15 protein-coding genes are annotated in these 17,439 nt (G+C 44.6%); 8 read left to right on the top strand and 7 right to left on the bottom strand.

The annotated features are described in order from the left end of the window. Positions 1-167 precede the first annotated feature (167 nt). The 3 genes from AB4486_RS04285 to queF all read right to left on the bottom strand — a co-directional run bounded on the left by AB4486_RS04285 (position 168) and on the right by queF (position 5,014). Positions 168-1,733, bottom strand: coding sequence for a GGDEF domain-containing protein (locus AB4486_RS04285; RefSeq protein WP_372116566.1), 1,566 nt, complete (start codon positions 1,731-1,733; stop codon positions 168-170). A 118-nt stretch (positions 1,734-1,851) separates the two neighbouring features. Next, entirely contained in the window at positions 1,852-4,110 is a 2,259-nt protein-coding gene (locus AB4486_RS04280; protein ID WP_372116565.1) for a tetratricopeptide repeat protein, read from the bottom strand. A 58-nt stretch (positions 4,111-4,168) separates the two neighbouring features. Next, positions 4,169-5,014, bottom strand: a complete 846-nt coding sequence (gene queF, locus AB4486_RS04275; protein WP_017060768.1) for an NADPH-dependent 7-cyano-7-deazaguanine reductase QueF — start codon at positions 5,012-5,014, stop codon at positions 4,169-4,171. Between the two features lie 131 nt (positions 5,015-5,145). Between queF and syd the strand changes: the two genes are divergently transcribed. Both syd and AB4486_RS04265 read left to right on the top strand, forming a co-directional pair. Beyond that, positions 5,146-5,691, top strand: a complete 546-nt coding sequence (syd, locus tag AB4486_RS04270; RefSeq protein ID WP_050633962.1) for a SecY-interacting protein — start codon at positions 5,146-5,148, stop codon at positions 5,689-5,691. A gap of 4 nt (positions 5,692-5,695) precedes the next feature. Next, entirely contained in the window at positions 5,696-6,472 is a 777-nt protein-coding gene (locus AB4486_RS04265) for a Zn-ribbon-containing protein (protein ID WP_017060766.1), read from the top strand. 120 nt (positions 6,473-6,592) lie between these two features. Here AB4486_RS04265 and AB4486_RS04260 read toward each other — a convergent pair whose 3' ends face one another. The 3 genes from AB4486_RS04260 to metN all read right to left on the bottom strand — a co-directional run bounded on the left by AB4486_RS04260 (position 6,593) and on the right by metN (position 9,176). Further along, on the bottom strand, positions 6,593-7,402 hold the full coding sequence (locus AB4486_RS04260) for a MetQ/NlpA family lipoprotein (RefSeq protein WP_017060765.1): 810 nt from the start codon (positions 7,400-7,402) through the stop codon (positions 6,593-6,595). A 66-nt stretch (positions 7,403-7,468) separates the two neighbouring features. Then, positions 7,469-8,152, bottom strand: coding sequence for a methionine ABC transporter permease (locus tag AB4486_RS04255; protein WP_017060764.1), 684 nt, complete (start codon positions 8,150-8,152; stop codon positions 7,469-7,471). Continuing rightward, positions 8,142-9,176 (bottom strand): methionine ABC transporter ATP-binding protein MetN, encoded by a 1,035-nt coding sequence (gene metN, locus AB4486_RS04250; protein WP_017060763.1) that lies wholly within the window; start codon positions 9,174-9,176, stop codon positions 8,142-8,144. Before metN ends, AB4486_RS04255 begins: the two co-directional genes overlap by 11 nt. 207 nt (positions 9,177-9,383) lie before the next feature. Between metN and gmhB the strand changes: the two genes are divergently transcribed. The 5 genes from gmhB (at position 9,384) to treC (ending at position 14,914) form a co-directional block, all read left to right on the top strand. Continuing rightward, positions 9,384-9,968 (top strand): D-glycero-beta-D-manno-heptose 1,7-bisphosphate 7-phosphatase, encoded by a 585-nt coding sequence (gene gmhB, locus AB4486_RS04245; protein WP_017060762.1) that lies wholly within the window; start codon positions 9,384-9,386, stop codon positions 9,966-9,968. Between the two features lie 112 nt (positions 9,969-10,080). Beyond that, positions 10,081-10,422, top strand: coding sequence for an MliC family protein (locus AB4486_RS04240; protein ID WP_372116564.1), 342 nt, complete (start codon positions 10,081-10,083; stop codon positions 10,420-10,422). 91 nt (positions 10,423-10,513) lie between these two features. Next, positions 10,514-11,458: a trehalose operon repressor TreR gene (gene treR, locus AB4486_RS04235; protein WP_372116562.1), complete on the top strand. Its 945-nt coding sequence runs from the start codon at positions 10,514-10,516 to the stop codon at positions 11,456-11,458. A 204-nt stretch (positions 11,459-11,662) separates the two neighbouring features. Further along, entirely contained in the window at positions 11,663-13,087 is a 1,425-nt protein-coding gene (gene treB, locus AB4486_RS04230; protein WP_372116560.1) for a PTS trehalose transporter subunit IIBC, read from the top strand. Between the two features lie 141 nt (positions 13,088-13,228). Next, positions 13,229-14,914, top strand: a complete 1,686-nt coding sequence (gene treC / locus AB4486_RS04225) for an alpha,alpha-phosphotrehalase (protein ID WP_372116559.1) — start codon at positions 13,229-13,231, stop codon at positions 14,912-14,914. Between the two features lie 181 nt (positions 14,915-15,095). Here treC and AB4486_RS04220 read toward each other — a convergent pair whose 3' ends face one another. After that, the gene (locus tag AB4486_RS04220; protein ID WP_017060757.1) at positions 15,096-15,698 is read right to left on the bottom strand and encodes a YitT family protein; all 603 of its coding nucleotides are present in this window, start codon (positions 15,696-15,698) and stop codon (positions 15,096-15,098) included. Between the two features lie 347 nt (positions 15,699-16,045). Here AB4486_RS04220 and glyA point away from each other — a divergent pair, with 347 nt between their 5' ends. Further along, positions 16,046-17,296: a serine hydroxymethyltransferase gene (gene glyA, locus AB4486_RS04215; RefSeq protein ID WP_017066387.1), complete on the top strand. Its 1,251-nt coding sequence runs from the start codon at positions 16,046-16,048 to the stop codon at positions 17,294-17,296. Positions 17,297-17,439: the final 143 nt, after the last annotated feature.

Below are 17,439 nucleotides of genomic sequence, written 5' to 3'. Positions count from 1 at the left end.
TATGGAATTGCTTAAGGGCTAATATCGAGTTGCTTAAGATCTTATAAACAGCATGACTTGTCAAGAATGCTTGTTAAGCGAATGTTAATCATAAGCTTAGCAAACATTGAGGGAATTGGTATGTGATAAGTATTTGAAAAAAAGAAATAAATTAAATCAGGCCTAGTTTAATTCCAAACCAATTGGTTAGTACCACGTTGTTTGGCTTTGTTTAGCGTTTTATTGAGTCGCTCTAGTACTTCTTCAGGTGTATCTGACTCTTTGAATTGAGTACTTGCTGCACACAAAGTAATCGTGATTTGTTGATCACGGAACTTAAAGGGTAAACGGCTGACTTGAGTCTGGATGTTTTGAATTACCTGGTGGCAATATTCATCCGTTTGCTCTGGTAATAACAAGATAAATTCCTCACCAGAAAAACGAGCCACACTATCGGTAGCGCCGGTCTCTTTGGTGATGGTTCTTGCGATAATTTTGAGTGCTTTGTCACCCGCTGTATAACCAAAACTATCATTGATGGCTTTGAAATTGTCGATGTCGAGCAGTACAACACGCAGTGAGTGTTGCGCGCGAATCCAACGGCGGTATTCAAGTTCTAAGCGATCGGTAAAGGCGGTACGATTGTAGACCTTGGTGAGCGGGTCAAGCAACATACGCTGAGCCTGATCTTCTAAACGCTTTCGATAGTCTTGAGTCACTTCATAGAGCGAGTCTAACTGAGTTTTCCCGTAATTCATTCTCTCTATCAGAGCTTGTTCTTTTTGCTCTGCATGATTCAATCTTTCAGAAAGAGAGGCGATTTCACTAAGCAAAGGATTAATCGTCTGCTTTAAGTTATCAATGTCCGTTGCTTTATCTACAGAACTCTGGCTCTTGATGACAAGCTCATTTAGCTCAGAGTTCAGGCCTAGGCGATGCTTAAAGTAGCTTTGGCTTTGGTCTGCATTTTGATCTGCGGTTTTGATGCTAGACGCGAGTGAAGAATTAAGCTGGTCAATAAACTGTTCAGACTTTTTACGCTCTAGATTGGTGCCCTCTATGACTAGTTTGAGAATTTGAAGCGTCAGCTCAAGGAGGTTTTGTGTAGAAACACCAAGCAGCAGTTTGGCTCGAATATCGGTAAGTAGCTCACCCGATTCACCCTCAAAATCGAGTTCGGTGATCAGATGTTGTAATTCGTTTGATAAGTCGGCAAGGAGTTCTTGTTCAGGCGATTGCGCAGCGTCGGCAAAATGAGTACGAGAGTTGTTCGCCATGATCTTTATGGCACGCTCGTAAATACCGAGGAGTTTCATGGCGTGGTCGACTTTCTGACTGCCATTGCATTCGGAGAAGCTAAGTAAGTTTCGTAGATCACGTTTCAACGGTGCTGGTAGGCCAGTTATGCGTTGTAGCGTTTCTCCACTGTGCTTAATGCTATCATCCAGATATCCGTTCTGTTTATCCATAGCCAACGTCTTCTGCTTGAGCATTCTTTCTATGACTGCCAATTTAGGGATCATCGAGCTGATGTCTTTTTGCTTTTCTAGCTCTTCCCTAAGGGCAATGAGGTTTTCATCTAAATAACTGTTACTACCAACGCACGCATCACTTAAAGATGTGACGATGCGCTTAAGAACTTTTTGCTCTCTAATAAATTTGAACGAGGTGTCTCTTTGCGTCAAGCGAACTTGCTCCAACTGAAATTTCAGTTGGTGGAGTTGCGCCTGAATGTCTTTTTCAAGAATGCCCATAGATGTATTAATTAGCGCCGCGTAGATCGATCACGATCATTTAGATGAAATTCCGTTGCATCGATAATAACAAAACTAAAAATAAGGTCACGACTTGCAAGTCTTAACCGCTCGCAATTCAGTCATCTTTTAGCATTTTTTTGATGTTGTCCTCATTCTGGTACGACGATTGTATTTTTATTAACCCTTGATTAATGGCATGTTTACAAGCTTCTCGTATGTTACCAGTTGCAAGGCTTGCCGCTGGTGCGTTATCGATAGCTTTGAGGTATACCCATTGGCTAGTGCGTTCTTTCAAGCTGATTTCACGCGCTAGGTTTGTCGACATCAACAATACGTCGAGCAGCTCTTGATCGTTAATTGCGGTGTAAGCGCGTGGCAAGAATGGGTAGTCAGCGATGCCCATACGGACCGTTCGGTTGATGTTTCGCTCTGTTTCGAAGTCATTCACCCAAGACTGAATCTTTCTGAACATGTCCTCAGGCGACAAATCACGGTCCGCGTTTGGCTCGATATAAAGCAGGTTCGCATCCGAGAAGTGGTAGACACGAGCTGGGCCTTCAAGCTTAGATTTTAGGAATTCACCGAAAGCGTCTTCCAGTTCTAGACCGGCTTTGTAACCGTTCTGCGTGTACATATTGCGTAAGAACGGTAAATCAATCATCACGAAGCGTAAGCGGTCGTTGAGTGGCTCATGAATCAATTCGCCAAGTTGCCACTGTTCGAAGGTCTGGCTGGTTTGTTCCAGCGAGTTAGAGAGCTTCGCATTGAGCATTCTTAAGTTCGGAAGCTTTGAACGTGAGTGCGTAAATAGGTCGGTGCGCAGTGAGTCCACTTCTTTGGCTAAGGTTTGAATGAGATAGCCACGGCGCAGAACAAAGAAGAACAAGACAATGCTGAACAGGAATAGGGCGAACGATATTTTTTGGAACTTACGATGCTCCAGTTTGTATTGCTCTAGCTCTTGCGCTTGGCCTGCGTAGTGCAGGGTTTGTTCGGCAAATTCTTTCTGTTGACGGAACGCGTCTTCGCCAACACGGTTGAGTTTTTGCTGCTCTAGAGAGACAAGGCTGTTGTATTGCTTGAGGTTTGCCAATGCTTGCTGTGGACGACCTGCCTGTTCATAACCCAAAGAAAGTAAGTAGTACGAGCGTTGTGAAAGGCGCATGTTCTCTATCTGGCGTGAGATCTCAAGTGCACGTGTCGCATGCTTTATCACGTCTTCGCTTTCTTGTAGGTGATACGCTAACCCTGCAGATAACAGTGCAGCACGGCCTTCCAGCTTTGGAATGTCGGTATATTCCAGCAGCTCAAGGGCACGGGTTAGGTACTGTTCTGCTAGAGGGTAGTTATAAAGGCGTAAGTAGGTCGCCGATAGACTTAGTCGGATATCAATGACTTGGTGGATATCTCGGTCAGTGCTTTCGTGATCAAGAACGTTGAAGAAGTGTACCAAGGCAAGGTTATATTTCCCTTGATAGAAGTACACATCCCCCATTTTCTTAAGCACTTGTGCTAAGACAGGCGAGTTTTCAAAGTTGTCATAGAAATCAGCGGCTTGAGATAGGTGTTCTAACGCTTTATCCAACACTTGGCGCTCAAAGAAAAGCTGCGCAAGTAGGCGGTTGACCTTGGCCAAACGTGAACTTAGATTGCCCTCTACTGATTTCCAGTAGCCATACAACAACTCGGATAACGCGTGGTTGTACTCTTTGTGAGTCAGATAAAACTCGCCGACGGAGATATGGTAGTCGATGGTGACTTTTTCAGAGTAACGTTGATCGAGATAGGTTTTGGCTTCTTGATAGAACTTTTCGGCTTCATCGATCTTGTTGTCGTAAGAGGCGATGTCGGCTTTCAACATGATCAAGCGATAGGTAATGCCTTCCGTTAAGCGTAAGGTTTTATTCACCGACTCTAGATTTGTTTCAATGTTAGTGAGCTCTGATTTTGCTTTGGCTGATTTTCTATCACTCAGCCAAAGTAAGCGAACTTTTAGGATCTGAAGATCTATTTTTAGGTAATCAAGCTTATAGGTTTGCGCTAGCTCGGAGGCTTTGTCGATGTGCTGAATCGCAATACGCATATTGCCAAGGTTGTATTCCGCTTTGGCTAAGATCTTATACGCATCGATACTGCTGTTTGGTGTTCGAATCGAGGAGTCTGTCTCTTCGCGAGAAATAGCTGAAGGGCTTTTCTCGCGTTGATCAGAAAGGACACGCAGCGTTAGGTAGCTGTTGGCCATTTGTTTTGCTTGGCTCGGCTCGATCTCAACCAAATTATTGGCTTCATTGAGTAGCGCCGACGAATAAACCGACGCATTGACCGATGTGCTTAAGCTTAAAATAAATAGACTAACAACGTATAACCAACGCATTTCAATGTCCCTTTAAAGATTTGGTAGGTTCAAATAAGTGTGGGTGGTTCTCGCCTGATTATTGGCGAGCCATACGCTTATTGTGGCTTGGTCTATCTTGCTCTGTTGAACGGTATGGGTTGATATCCAGACCACCACGACGTGTGTAACGTGCGAACACAGTTAGCTTCGAAGGTGCACAGTATTTCATGATGTCAGTGAAGATACGCTCAACACATTGTTCGTGGAATTCATTGTGCTCACGGAAAGAAACTAAATAGCGTAGCAGAGCTTCACGGTCAATTTGCTTACCAGAATATGCGATCTCAACGCTGCCCCAATCCGGTTGATTGGTGATCAAACAGTTCGACTTCAATAGGTGGCTGTGCAGTGTTTCTTCAACGTCTTGTTCGCCAGCAGCGCCTTCAAGCAGCGACGCTTCAAAGTCGTAGCTAGTGATTTGGATGTCTTGGTTGTCGATACAGTCACCTTCCATCGTCACGATAGGTTGGTTAGTGTAGTCGGTTACTGAGTTTACATTCACAATCACCGTTTCGCCTGCACATGCCGACAAATCTTGGGTCAGGCGCTCGGTTACTTGATCCCAGTTTTCAAATTGAGTCTGGTTGTAGCTGTTCAGGTACAGCTTGAAAGATTTTGATTCAATTAAATTTGGGCTGGTTGCTGGGATGAAAACTTCACCGACAGCCACTTGTGGTAGACCATTGGTGTTTAGCCACGAAAGCTCGTACATCGTCCAAATATCATGACCAACAAAAGGCAGCTCGCCGTTTAGCGCAAGATCATCGCGATTAAGGCTACGAGGCACTGGTTGCAATAAACTTGCATCGTATTGGTTAGAGTACTCAGTTTTTTGGCCAAGGGTTAAACCCGCTAGCTCTTTTGCGTCAGAATATTTGCTCATACTTTCGTTTCAAATTCGATTAGAATGGGGTCGATTTTACTGAATCCCCCTTACCCTGTCATTAAGTCATCGCTTAATCGGCGCGGAAAGGGCTCGGATTCTATTTATTATTTTGTGTTTAGGAGATTTTCATGACTCAACGTGCTCAAGACGCACTACTTTCTTTTAGTCAGCGATACGTTGACGCGTGGCAGCAGAAACACCAAAGCTTACCTCGTAATGAGGAGTTGGTGGACATCGTATCGCCATGCGTAGAAGAAAAGAGTGGCGATGCCGTGTTGTGGAAGCACTATCCACGTGAGCAATTCGCGGATTTCACCAACGTTGAAACCGGTATTGAGTTGACTCTGCATGAAGACATCAAAACTTTCTACGGCGCACAATTCAGCGCAGATATGAACGCAACTTTCGATGGTAACGAATTGACTCTGTTACAGATTTGGAGTGATGAAGACTTCGAATGCCTACAAGAAAACATTTTGGGTCACCTAGTAACTCAGCGTCGCTTGAAGCTAAAACCAACGGTTTTCATTGCCGCGACCGATGCTGAGCTGGATGTTATCTCTATCTGTAACCTAACGGGTAACGTGATTTTGGAGCGCTTAGGTACCAAAAATCGTGATGTGCTCGCCGAGACATTGGCAGAATTTTTAGAAAAGCTACAACCAGCGGTATAAATAGATGTACGTACTAGAACTTCAATTTGAGTGTTTTGATAACACAACGGTAAGCGCTGTCGACAAGGCGGTTAATGGCTTAATGGATGCACTTCGTTATAACGGACAAGTGTTAGGTCGTGAGTTCCCAATCGTGATGGGCGATGGTGAATTCTATGTTCGCGTTGTGTGCCCGGAGCAAGATAGCTTGCACCCGCGTAATCACTCAGACTTTGTGAAAGTGTGTTTTGATCGCTTGTCTAACGCGAGCCTACTAGCGCCTAAAATGCGTTTGCTAGGTCGAGATCTGAACTCAGAAGAAGTGGCAGAAGATGAAACACCAAGCTGGCAGGTGTTATACACGACATTCGTGCACACCTGTTCACCGCTGCGTAGTGGCGATAGCTTGCTACCAATCCCTTTGTATCGCAATCCACCTACCTTCAATGGCGACCATAAAGCCGTGTTGAAATGGCAGACCGAATGGCAAGCCTGTGATGAAGTACAAATGGGTGGTGGTTGTCGCGCGGAACATGCAACGCTAACCGAGATCAGTGACACGAAGAGTGTGCTGTTTAAACGCGGTTGGGGTCTAAGAGGGCGCATTGAGTATCTGACTAAGGTTCCAACCTACTACTACTTATACCGTGTCGGTGGGATCAGCCTGAAAGATGAAAAAGAGCGCAAATGCCCGCAATGTGGTGGTGAATGGCTGCTAGATGCGCCTATCCACGATATTTTCTATTTCAAGTGTGATGACTGCCGATTGGTGTCAAACATCTCTTGGGATCACCTGAAGTAATCGACTTTGTTTCGCTTAAATCTGAGATGCTTTACTTTCTAGCAAATCTTTATCATTAAAAAAGGGGCTGACGTTATGTCAGCCCCTTCGGGTATCTATACAGTGCTGTCGTTTAGTTGATTACCAACCTTTAACGACGCCACCTTGGAAGATGTCAGAAGCTGCGTTGTACACTTCTTCAGTTTGGTAAGCTTTAACGAAGTTTTGTACGTTTTCAGCGTTTAGGTTGTCTTCACGAGAAACGATTAGGTTTACGTAAGGAGAATCTTTGTCTTCAACGAATACGCCATCTTTTTGTGGAGTCAGGTTGATAGAGCTCGCGTAAGTTGTGTTGATGATAGATAGAGCAACATCATCAAGAGAACGTGGCAGTTGAGCTGCGTCTAGTTCAACAATCGTTAGGTTCTTAGGGTTACCCACGATGTCGCGAACTGTAGCTAGAAGACCTGCGCCTTCACGAAGTTCAAGAAGACCTTGTTGCTCAAGAAGAAGTAGAGAGCGACCTAGGTTTGTAGGGTCGTTTGGTACAGCAATACGAGCACCGTCTTGGATTTCGTCTACCGATTTCACTTCTTTAGAGTAACCCGCAATTGGGTAAACAAACGTGTTACCAGCGATAGTTAGCTTGTAGCCACGGTCAGCCACTTGCTGATCTAGGTACGGTGCGTGTTGGAATGCGTTGATGTCGATAGAACCATCATCTAGAGCTGCGTTTGGTGTTACGTAATCCGTGAAAGTAACCAGTTCAACGTCTAGGCCGTATTTCTCTTTCGCTACTTTAGCTGCCACTTCAGCAACTTGCGCTTCTGCACCTGCCATTACGCCAACTTTTACTTTAGAAGTATCCACTTCTTTATCGCCACAACCTGCTAGAACTAGCGCTGAAGCTGCTGCTGCGATAGTTAGTAAACCTTTAAGGTTAAATTTCATAATAATCTCCTTTTAATAAATCTATTTAATTAGGTTCAGACGACTCTACTCTTTATGTGTGAGTCTTTATCTGTGGTCAACACGGCGAACTAATGAATCACCGATTGATTGAATAATTTGTACCAGCACAATCAACATCACTACTGTCACAGCCATGATGGTCACATCGTAGCGGTGGAATCCGTAACGAATCGCGACATCACCTAGGCCACCTCCGCCTACAGTACCGGCCATTGCTGAGTAGCTCACCAGAGTCACTAGCGTAATCGTTACTGAGTTGATGATAGTCGGTAGTGCTTCTGGAAGCAGAACCTTATTGATGATTTGTGTTGGTGTTGCGCCCATTGATTGGGCCGCTTCCACTAGACCTGTTGGTACTTCAAGTAGTGCACTTTCGATAAGTCGAGCCACGAATGGGATAGCGCCAATCGTCAGTGGAACAATCGCTGCTGTTGTACCGATGAAGGTACCAATCAGCATCTTAGTCAGTGGAATAATCGCAACCATCAAAACTAAGAAAGGTACTGAACGACCCACGTTCACAATCGCACCTAGAATCTTGTTTACTTTGGTGTTCTCTAACAGGCCACCTTTTTTAGTCGTATGCAGAATCACGCCTAGTGGAATACCGACCGCGAAGCCAACAATGCCTGCAACAGCAACCATGTAAAGCGTTTCGCCTGTTGCGCCTAATAGAAGGTTACCGTTAAGGCTGATCCAGTCAGCAATCTCGTTGAAACTAAAGGACATAACCAAGCACCTCTACTTTTACATTGTTGTCGCGTAGGAATTGGATAGCAGCATTATCATCTGCTTCATTACCGAACAGTTCAGCGACCATCATGCCGAACTTCACGCCACCGGCGTAATCAAGGTCAGAACTTAAGATGCTGACATCGATATTGAATTTACGTGCGATTTGCGTCATTAGCGGAGCATCAACCGTTGCACCAGTAAACTCAAGACGCACCAGCGGGTAGCTGCTGTTTACGCGAGTCTCTTGCAAACGTGCTTGGTAATCTTCAGGGATCGTCAGATCCAACGTTGAGCGAATAAACTGATGCGCTAGCTCTGTCTTCGGATGAGCAAAGATGTCACCGACTGTACCTTTCTCTACCAATTCACCGCCGCCAATGATCGCAACCTCGTGACAAATGCTTTTAACCACATCCATCTCGTGTGTAATAAGCAGGATAGTGATGTTCAGCTTGCGGTTGATTTCACGCAGCAGCTCAAGGATAGATTGAGTTGTTGCTGGATCCAATGCGCTGGTGGCTTCATCACATAGCAGTACTTTCGGGTCAGAGGCCAGTGCGCGAGCAATCGCCACACGCTGCTTTTGACCACCACTTAGGTTTGCCGGGTAGGTGTCACGCTTATCAGCAAGGCCAACCAGTTCAAGTAACTCGCTGACTTTCGCTTCAATAATCGCTTTATCTTTACCAGCAAGTTCTAGAGGCAGTGCTACATTGTTAAATACAGTACGAGAAGACAGCAGGTTGAAGTGCTGGAATATCATGCCGATGTTACGGCGCGCTTCGCTAAGTTCTGATTTGCTGAGTTTTGTTAGGTCGATACCATCAACAATCACTTCACCCGAAGTCGGGGCTTCCAACATATTTACACAGCGGATTAGGGTACTTTTGCCTGCACCTGAAGAGCCGATGACTCCAAAGATTTGACCTTGAGGAATGTGGAGGTTGATATCAATTAAGGCATTGATTTCTTTAGTGCCTTGATAAAAAACCTTATTGACTTGATTCACTTTAATCATAGAGAAACCCGTGCAGGTAGAACAGAATAATATGTCGATAGCTCGCTCGATTTACAGACGATGCTATGGTGTTCTATGATCTAAGTCAATAGATATTTTTACGTCTAGACGGCTAAACGTCGATTGTATGGCTAAGCTAGAAACAAATCGTTAACGAACGCAAAACTAAATAGATAGTGATGAAGCAAATAAAGCGTGTAATAATTAATGATTAATAGAGAGTTGATAGAGAACAAAATTTTGTCTAAACCTGCTGTTTTTTTAGATCGTGATGGAGTGATTAACGTTGATCACGGCTACGTACATGATGAGCATGACTTTGAATACATCGATGGTGTGTTTGAAGCGGCGAAAGCGTTTAAAGATATGGGTTATTTATTGGTGCTAGTGACCAACCAATCTGGTATTGCTCGCGGCATGTTTAGTGAAGACCGTTTTCTTTCTTTAACGCAGTGGATGGATTGGAACTTTGTTGATAATGGTGTCGAGCTCGATGGCATTTATTACTGTCCTCACCACGCTGAGCACGGTATTGGTGACTACAAGCAAGATTGTGAATGTCGTAAGCCAAAGCCAGGCATGTTCATTTCTGCTCGTGACTTTCTGAAGATTGATATGGCTAACTCGGTCATGATCGGCGATAAAGCGGAAGACATGATGGCTGCAGAAGCAGCAGGTGTTGGTACTAAAGTCTTGGTAAGAACGGGTAAACCCATCACTGAAAAAGGTGAAGCGTTGGCTAGCGTGGTACTTGATAGCATTAAAGACGTACCCGCTTTCTTAAAAGGCTAAACGTTTTATTTATCACTAAGGTATGGACCTATCATTAGGCACTTACATTAGGTTTGTTCGAACCTGTGAATAGGCTAAGTGTCGTTGACTATATAAAGATGAGGAACGAAGTATGAAAGCTATGTTGGTAGTATCTCTATGTACAGTAGCATTGGTTGGGTGCTCTAAATCAGCAGCCCCTGAGACTGATAGCGCAACATCGAATGATCAATTCGCGACTTATCAATGTGAGTCTGACGTCTCGTTTGATGTGTCTTACCTTGATAATGAAAAAGCGGTACTACGCTTGCCTGATAATGAATACCGCCTGACTCAAGTTCCAGCGGGCTCAGGAACCAAATACATCTTAGATGATGGCACTTCAGAGATGATTAACAGCATCACTTTGCGCACGAAAGGTGACAATGCGCGTCTAGAACTTGGTCGCGTAGTCTATCGAAATTGCCAAAAGTAAGTCATAGTAAGAACTGCTAGTATTTACAAACAGTTAAGTGAGGGAATCTACCCTCACTTTTTCTTCTCTTCCCTTTAACGTTAGACTTTTTATGAGCAAAAAATTCACTATTCTTGATATTGCAAAGCTGTCCGGTGTTGGTAAGTCAACCGTATCACGCGTTCTGACCAATGATCCAAAAGTGAAACCTGAAACCCGTGAAAGGGTGGAAAGAGTAATTCAAGAATCTGGGTACACGCCTTCAAAATCTGCGCAATCGATGCGCGGTGGCAGCCAAAAAGTCATCGGCGTGATTATCTCTCGTTTGGACTCTCCCTCTGAAAACAAAGCCGTTAGCACGATGCTGGCCGAGTTGTATCGAGCGGATTACGATGTCGTGATCATGGAAAGCCAACTTGATAGAGATAAAGCCAATGAGCACCTGCAAGTTCTAAAGCGTCGTAACGTTGATGGCATTATTGTATTTGGTTTTACTGACTGCGATATTCCGGCAATCGAAGCTTGGGAACACAAAGCGGTGGTGATTGCTCTGGATACCGAGAACGTGACGTCGATTAACTATGATAACCAACAGGTGATCAATAGTGCGTTGGTGCATTTATCGGATCAAGGGATCTCTGACGTTGGCTTTATCGGGGTTGATCCTAGTGATAAATCAACCGGTGAACTGCGTCTTAAGGCTTATCTCGATTGGTGTGAAAACACAGGTTCAGTGGCAAACTATCGTACTGGTCAACTTCATCACGAAAGTGCTTATCAGCTGGTGGATGAGGTGTTAACTCCCGCGACTCAAGCGATCGTTTGTGCCAGTGATACGCTGGCTCTTGGTGTAATCAAGCGTCTGCAAGAACTACAACGTGAAGATGTGGTCGTCACCGGCGTTGGTGGCAATGATCTTCTCTCTTTCTTATTCCCACGAGTATTTAGCATTGATCCTGGTTACCAATCTGCAGGTAAGCTGGCTGCTAATCTATTGATCTCTCAGCTTTTAGGCAATTCAGAGATCTCTCATCACACTCAATCTCCGATTCTATAATCCACTCAATTAAGCGAAATTGAACCGCTTAGATTAAAATTAGAGTGTGATCTCTTTCAATTAATGGGACTGTTCCCATTTTAATTTATCATTCATGTGGGCATTATAATAACCGTGATTGGGAATGTTCCCATCAATCTAAATCGAAGTGGTTATAGCTGCATGGTTTAGAAGAGTAATTGAATGAAACCAGGGTGGGGTAGTATGAGTAAGATAGCGAAGCAAGACGTTGCGCGTCTTATCGAGTTAGTCGGTGGCAAAGAGAATATTGCGAGTGTCAGCCATTGTCTAACTCGACTGCGTTTTGTATTGAACGATACGGAACAAGCGAACAAAGCAGAATTAGAGAAGCTTAAACTGGTAAAAGGCTGCTTTACTAACGCAGGTCAATTCCAAGTCGTGATTGGCACCGAGGTTGATGAGGTGTACGCACTTTTGATTGAGCAAACTGGTAAAGATGCATCATCAAAAGATGAGGCGAAGTTGGCTGCTCGTCAAAATATGAACTTCCTTGAGCGTGGTATATCCCATTTAGCCGAAATTTTTGTACCACTGCTGCCTGCCATCATTACTGGCGGTTTGATTCTTGGTTTCCGTAATGTGATTGGCGACATTCGCATGTTCGACGGCAAAACCCTAGTTGAAATCAGTCAATTCTGGGCAACGGTTCACTCTTTCTTATGGTTGATCGGCGAAGCTATTTTCTTCTTCCTTCCGGTTGGTGTGTGTTGGGCAACGGTTAAGAAGCTCGGCGGAACCCCTATTTTAGGCATCACGCTCGGTGTGACCTTGGTTTCCCCGCAATTGATGAACGCTTACATGATAGGTAAATCGGTACCTGAAGTGTGGGACTTTGGCTTGTTCGTGATAGAGAAAGTTGGTTATCAGGCTCAGGTGATCCCTGCGATGTTAGCGGGTGTGGCTCTGGCCTTCATCGAGACCAACCTTAAGCGTATTGTTCCTTCTTACCTGTACCTTGTTGTCGTGCCGTTCGTATCGATTATTTTGTCTGTGATTCTAGCGCACGCTTTCATTGGCCCATTTGGCCGTATGTTAGGCGATGGCGTGGCATTCGCGGCTAAAGCGGCAATGACGGGTGACTTTGCGATTCTTGGTTCAGTAGTCTTTGGCTTCCTATACGCACCTTTGGTTATTACAGGTATTCACCACACAACCAATGCCGTCGACCTACAACTGATGCAAGACTTAGGCGGCACACCAATCTGGCCTTTGATTGCGCTATCAAATATTGCACAAGCTTCAGCGGTTGTTGGCATCATCATCTTAAGCAAACGCGAAGGCGAACGAGATATCTCGGTTCCTGCGGCAATCTCAGCCTACTTAGGTGTAACAGAGCCTGCGATGTACGGTATTAACCTTAAATACAAATTCCCAATGCTGAGCGCAATGATTGGTAGTGCTGTTGCAGCCGCAATCTGTGGTAGCGCGGGTGTGATGGCGAATGGTATCGGTGTCGGCGGCTTGCCGGGCATCCTATCGATTCAACCTCAATATTGGTCGATTTACCTAGTCGCGATGCTGGTGGCGATAGTACTGCCTATCACGCTAACCCTGTTTTTCTACAAGCGAGCCCAATCCAAGGGTGAGTTAGAAACCGCGAACGCGTAATGCATTGAATAAGCGATGACTCCAAAATGAGTTATCGCTTTTTCTCTTAGTTATAGCTTTTTCTTTTAGTTATAACGGCTATTCGACCATGATTCACATGGTGATTTTTATTTTATATTTTCTGGTAAGTGAGTGTTAGAGATGGCGATGACTGAACATGATGAAAGCTGGTGGAAAACCGCAACCATCTATCAAATCTACCCAAAGAGCTTCTGCGACAGTGGCAGTAAAGGTACTGGCGACATCAAAGGGATCATTTCGAAACTGGATTACCTCAAACATTTGAGTGTCGATGCGATTTGGCTAACCCCGGTTTACGCATCTCCTATGATCGATAATGGTTACGATATCTCAGACTACTACGCGATTAATCCTCAATTCGGCACCATGGAAGACTTCGACTTATTGCTGTCTGAAGCGCACCAACGTGGTATCCGTATCGTGATGGATATCGTGGTAAACCACACCTCGACAGAGCATGCATGGTTTCAATCTGCTTTGGGCGACAAAAACAGCTCTTACCGCGATTACTATATTTGGAAAGATCCCGTAGATGGTCAAGCACCAACTAACTGGCAGTCTAAGTTCGGTGGTAATGCGTGGGAACTAGATGAGGCGACTGGGCAATACTTCCTACACTTATTCGCCAAAGAACAGGCTGACCTCAACTGGGAGAACCCGGTTGTACGTGAAGAAGTGAAAGACGTTATCAGCTTTTGGGCAGAAAAGGGCGTTGATGGTTTCCGCTTGGATGTGATCAACCTGATTTCGAAGCAGCAAGACTTTCCTAATGATGATATCGGTGATGGCCGTCGTTTCTATACCGATGGTCCACGTGTACACGAATACCTGAAAGAGATCAGCGAAGCCGTATTTCAGAAGTACGGCAGCGTGACCGTAGGCGAGATGTCTTCAACCACGTTGGAACACTGCCAGCAATACTCAAACGTTGATAACAGTGAGCTATCGATGGTGTTTAACTTCCACCACCTTAAGGTCGATTACACCAATGGTGAGAAGTGGACCAATGCGCCGTTTGATTTCTTACAGCTCAAATCGATCTTTAATCACTGGCAAACGGGATTGAATGGCAAAGGGTGGGGCGCACTATTCTGGTGTAACCACGACCAACCAAGAGTGGTGAGCCGCTTAGGTGATGATCAGCAATATCGTGTTGAGTCGGCCAAGATGTTGGCTGCTTCTGTGCACATGATGCAAGGCACGCCTTATATCTATCAAGGTGAAGAGATTGGTATGACCAACCCTGGCTATACTGACATCAGCCAGTATCGTGATGTTGAGAGTACCAATATGTACGACATCATGGTTAACCGTGATGGTGTGGCTCATCAAGATATGATGGCGATTCTAGCGCAGAAATCTCGTGATAACTCTCGTACACCAATGCAATGGAATAGTGAGCCTTACGCCGGATTCTCACAAGCTCAGCCATGGCTTGATGTAGCGAATAATTACTCTGAGATTAACGCTGAGCAAGCACTGGAAGACAAAGACTCTGTTTTTTATTTCTATAAGAGCTTGATTGAGTTACGCAAACAAGTACCAGTGATTACGGATGGCAGCTATCAAGATCTATTGCCTGATCACTCATCCATTTTTGCATATGCACGTGAGAACGAAGGGCAAACCTTGCTGTGTATTAACAACTATTATGGTGAAGAGGCGGAGTGCGTTTTACCGGAACGTTTTGATATGACTAAGGCGAAGAGTCTGTTGTCTAACTATCAACAAGCGAACACTTCAGTTGCATTACATCATCAAGTCTTACGTCCTTACGAGACTCGTATTCTCTTGATTGAAGGTTAACCTTGTTTCATTTTAAGAAGCTTGATTCTTATTCCCCTTAAAGGATTGGGCTTCTACAAAGGCTTTGGAGTGCTCCCCAAAGCCTTTTTTGTTTTAGTGATGGCTGGAATATCGTGCCTCGAGTCTACTTGCGAGAAGTTTGAGCATCGAGTGCCAGCAACGACAGAGCAGGTAATGAACTCTAAGACGCGTAATTCACCGAGTAGCGAGTTGGTTTGTGGTTCATTGCCAATACGATGTTCAATACTGCGGTGCCTAATACAGAAACGGCAATCACCCAAGGTGACACGAAGAAGAACGATGCAAACAGAATACATGCATCAATACCCATTTGTGTTTTACCTACCGAGATACCGTAGCGGTCTTGGATAAACAAGCACAGTACGTTGAAGCCACCCAGACTTGAGCGGTGACGGAATAGGATTAGCATACCTAAGCCCATTAATAAGCCGCCGGCAACAGCACAATAGATCTCGTTATGAACTTCTAGCGAGATAACTAAGTATAAATGATCGGCAAACACAGATACTAAAGCACCAGAAATCGCACTGCTAATAGCAAAGCTACGGCCGAATCGTTTCCATGCTAATAAATAGAATGGACAATTGGCAACAAAGTACAAAATACCAAAGGTTACAGGCAAGAATTGACTCAAAAGCAGAGCCAAGCCAGTAGTGCCCCCGGTAAGCAGGTTCGCTGACTGTAAAAAGAAGACGCCTAACGCCACTAAAAACGTGCCAGTGAGAATCGCTACCCAATCTTCTTTACGTGAGTGTTTTTCCATCGTTTTTATAATTACCTAACCAATAAAGGCGTGCATAGTAGAGAAAAACCTTAGCTTTCGGTAGCTTGAGGGGCAAAATTAAGGTAAACCTATGTAATCTGCGTTTTACAGGGTGTAAAGCGTAAAATTGACAGTAAGCGCCATCTTTGGTTGGATAAGCCAAATAACCATGATGAATCTTATTTGTGATTATGAAAAAACTGCATGATAAAATTGCAATTAGCTCTTTATGACCTAGATCAAATTATGTAGAATGCGTCACATCAAAACGGTGACGGAAACGTTTGCTTTCGGTCGTTGTGTGGTTTTTTTGAAACTTTCAGTACAATCTGAGTCAGGAGATACAGATGCTTAAGCGTGACATGAACATTGCTGATTACGATGCGGATCTATTCGCAGCTATCCAAGAAGAAACTCTTCGTCAGGAAGAGCATATCGAACTTATCGCTTCAGAAAACTACACAAGCCCACGTGTAATGGAAGCTCAAGGTTCTCAGCTAACAAACAAATACGCTGAAGGCTACCCAGGCAAGCGTTACTACGGTGGTTGTGAGTACGTAGACAAAGTTGAAACTCTAGCAATTGAACGTGCATGTGAACTATTTGGTGCAGAGTACGCAAACGTACAGCCTCACTCAGGTTCTCAAGCAAATAACGCTGTATACATGGCACTACTAAATGCAGGCGATACGGTTCTAGGTATGAGCCTAGCACACGGTGGTCACCTAACTCACGGTTCTCCAGTAAACTTCTCTGGTAAGCTTTACAACATCATCCCTTACGGTATCGATGAAGCGGGTCAAATCGATTACGAAGAGATGGAAAAGCTGGCTATCGAGAACAAGCCTAAGATGATCATCGGTGGTTTCTCTGCTTACTCTCAAATCTGTGATTGGAAGCGCATGCGTGAAATCGCTGACAAAGTAGGTGCTTACCTGTTCGTAGATATGGCTCACGTAGCAGGTCTAATCGCTGCAGGCGTTTACCCGAACCCAGTGCCACACGCTCACGTAGTAACTACAACGACGCACAAAACGCTTGCGGGTCCTCGTGGTGGTCTAATCCTTTCTAACGAAGGCGAAGATCTTTACAAGAAGCTGAACTCAGCAGTATTCCCAGGCGGCCAAGGTGGTCCTCTAATGCACGTTATCGCTGGTAAAGCAGTAGCGTTCAAAGAAGCTCTAGAGCCAGAGTTCAAAGAATACCAAGCACGCGTTGTTGCTAACGCAAAAGCAATGGTTGCTGAATTCCTAGCTCGTGGTTACAACATCGTTTCAGGTTCTACAGAGAACCACCTGTTCCTAGTTGACCTAATCAACAAAGACATCACAGGTAAAGAAGCAGATGCAGCACTAGGTGCAGCAAACATCACTGTAAACAAGAACTCAGTACCAAACGACCCACGTAGCCCATTCGTTACTTCAGGTATCCGTATCGGTTCTCCTTCTATCACTCGTCGCGGTTTCTCAGAAGCAGACGCGAAAGAGCTAGCAGGTTGGATCTGTGACATCCTAGATAACATGGGTGATGAGTCTGTTATCGAAGCGACTAAAGCAAAAGTACTAGAGATCTGTAAGCGTCTACCTGTTTACGCTTAATTTTTCTGGCTCAAATAGCTTAATTTCTGTGTCAAAGGTGCTCATTTACATTCGTAAACTCCGCGCCTTTTCCTTGAACTAAAGCTATTTGATTGAAAAATACGATTTGAAAGGCTCCTGTTGGGTAATGCCGATCAGTTAAA

The sequence above is a fragment of the Vibrio sp. 10N.222.55.C6 genome, from assembly GCF_041473395.1.
Classification (GTDB): domain Bacteria; phylum Pseudomonadota; class Gammaproteobacteria; order Enterobacterales; family Vibrionaceae; genus Vibrio; species Vibrio crassostreae_C.
The sequence above is the reverse complement of the archived record's forward strand: the minus strand, read 5'-3'. Positions and strand labels throughout refer to the sequence as shown.